5 protein-coding genes are annotated in these 1897 nt (G+C 70.6%); all 5 read left to right on the top strand.

Annotated elements, in window-relative coordinates; translation table 11 throughout:
* Positions 1-243, top strand: a 243-nt coding sequence (locus tag VIU94_RS09945) for a hypothetical protein (RefSeq protein WP_331909769.1), incomplete at its 5' end; no start/stop codon positions are given.
* Positions 236-955 carry a BRO family protein gene (locus VIU94_RS09940; RefSeq protein ID WP_331909767.1) on the top strand — a complete coding sequence of 240 codons (720 nt, stop codon included), beginning with the start codon at positions 236-238 and terminating at the stop codon, positions 953-955. The genes VIU94_RS09945 and VIU94_RS09940, both read left to right, overlap by 8 nt.
* A complete protein-coding gene (locus VIU94_RS09935) occupies positions 955-1122 on the top strand; it encodes a hypothetical protein (protein ID WP_331909765.1) in 168 nt (55 codons plus the stop codon). Before VIU94_RS09940 ends, VIU94_RS09935 begins: the two co-directional genes overlap by 1 nt.
* 84 nt (positions 1123-1206) lie before the next feature.
* Positions 1207-1689: a hypothetical protein gene (locus tag VIU94_RS09930; protein WP_331909763.1), complete on the top strand. Its 483-nt coding sequence runs from the start codon at positions 1207-1209 to the stop codon at positions 1687-1689.
* Positions 1689-1897: hypothetical protein (locus VIU94_RS09925; protein ID WP_331909761.1), on the top strand; the 209-nt coding region annotated here is incomplete at its 3' end. The genes VIU94_RS09930 and VIU94_RS09925, both read left to right, overlap by 1 nt.

The following is a 1897-nucleotide window of genomic DNA, read 5'->3' as shown; positions in this document are numbered from 1 at the left end:
AGCCGAGCCGAACGCGGACTGGCCGGAATCGGCGACGACTACCGCGCCAGCATCGCCGAGGCCCTCGGCACCACCCCCGAATCCCTGTTCACCGACCCGGAGTCCCTGTGCCCGCCTGCGGAACCTGCAACGGACGGGGCCACATCCCCAACCCCAGCGATAGCGGGGGAGAGCCGATCTCCTGCCCAGCGTGCGAAGGGACCGGCGGCGTCGGCCCACGAGGGGAGCCACGGCAATGAGTGAGCTGCAACTCCTGCGGTTCGACGAGACCGCCGATGCCGGGACGATCCATTACCCAGAGACCGGCCAGTCCCTCCGCTGGGTGCGGGTGGACGGCACGGTCTGGATGCACTTCGCCGACCTCTGCAAGGGCACCGGCCACGGCAACCCCCGAACGGCCATCCACCTGATCGAAGATGAAGACAAGCGCAAGCTCAACATGCGCGAAGTTTTCGCAGGTCAGCCCGCCGTACAAAACTGGACGGCCGGTCCGACCAGCGGAAACGCGGAGGCGTGGTTCGTCAGCAAGGACGGCTTCGCCACTCTCGGCCTGGCTGGGCGCGGTGACGGGCCCCGCATGTTCCGCCGCTGGGTCGTCAAGGTCGTCATCCCGCAGTTCCGTCGCGGTGAGGTGGCCAAGAAGCCCGCGTCCGGCATCGCCTTGCTGGAGGAGATGGTCGCCGAGCTGCGTGCGCAGCACGAGCGGACCGCCGTCCTTGAAGCGAAGGTCGAGGCGATCGAGGGACGGCACGACTGGTTCACCGCGCTCGGCTACGCCAAGCTCACCGACCGGCCGACCGACCGACCGTACCTGATCAAGGTCGGCACCCGCGCGGGCCGCATCCTCCGGGAGCGTGGCGAGCAGCCGGTGAAGCGCCAGGACGCCACGTTCGGCGCCGTCAACACCTACCCGTCCGACGTGCTTGAGCAGGCGTTCGAGCAGGTGAAGCGCTGATGATCACCCCGACTCCGCGCATCTGCCGCACGCCCGACGAGGCGTTCGCCGCCGGCCAGGCCGACGCCAAGCACCACCGGCCCCTGTCGCCCGCCGAGATCACCCGCCTGGTCGCGCTGCTGCGGCCCTACCGGGACGACCTGCTGCGCGAGCGCAAGACCGCCTGAGACGTAAGGCGGCCCCCGTCGCGCACACGACGAGGGCCAGGTGCGAGAGGAACTCGCGCCCCCATCGTATCGAGAGGAACCGAAGTGAACGAGAAGACCTACCCGGAGCCTGGTAGCGAGATCCCCGACCAGCCCGGCTATGTCGTGGGCAAGTGCGGCCACCGGATCGCGACCAGCGAGTGGCGCGCCGGGTTCCGGACCTGCGAGCGCTGCCCCGCCGAGCAGGACGGGGGAGGCAAGGCGACCACCCCCACCACCCATCTGGACGCGGCCCGCGTCCTGACCGGGATCATCCGCCGCGCCGAAGAGGCCGGCCTGCCGCTCCTGCACTGGAGCCTGCACCCCCACACCACCAACCTGTCCGCGTCCCCGTACGTCAGGGACGACGACGAGACCCAGAGCGCCACCATGGCGGCGTGGGCCGCGCACCTCGGCGTTGAGGTCGAGACCGAGCGGCACGCGTCCTACACCGGGGCCGAGATCGAGACGGTGATCGACGGTGTCCGCGTCAAGATCTGGGCGCACGTCGACCGGTCCGCCGCCTACGGCCAGGCCGGGGGTGCGTGATGGATGCCCTGATCATGCTCGTCGCCGTCGCGGCCGTCCTGACCTTCACCCTGTCGGCCCGCCCCACGGTCGCGGCCCTCGGCGGGCTGGCCGCCACGTTCGCGTGGCTGGTCGCGTTCTCTGCCGCTGTCCGGGAGCACTGGCTGATGGCGGCGGGGTGCCTGGTGATGGCCGGGTGGTGCGCCGCGTACGCGTTCCAGTCGGGGCG

It is taken from the genome of Streptomyces sp. (genome assembly GCF_036566765.1).
Lineage (GTDB): Bacteria > Actinomycetota > Actinomycetes > Streptomycetales > Streptomycetaceae > Streptomyces.
Note: the sequence above shows the minus strand (reverse complement) of the source record. Positions and strands in the feature narration are given on the sequence as shown.

What these genes read in the sequence shown, in the direction of transcription:
- VIU94_RS09935 (WP_331909765.1), top strand. Translation starts at nt 955, where the DNA reads ATGATCACCCCGACTCCGCGCATCTGCCGCACGCCCGACGAGGCGTTC.
- VIU94_RS09940 (WP_331909767.1), top strand. Translation starts at nt 236, where the DNA reads ATGAGTGAGCTGCAACTCCTGCGGTTCGACGAGACCGCCGATGCCGGG.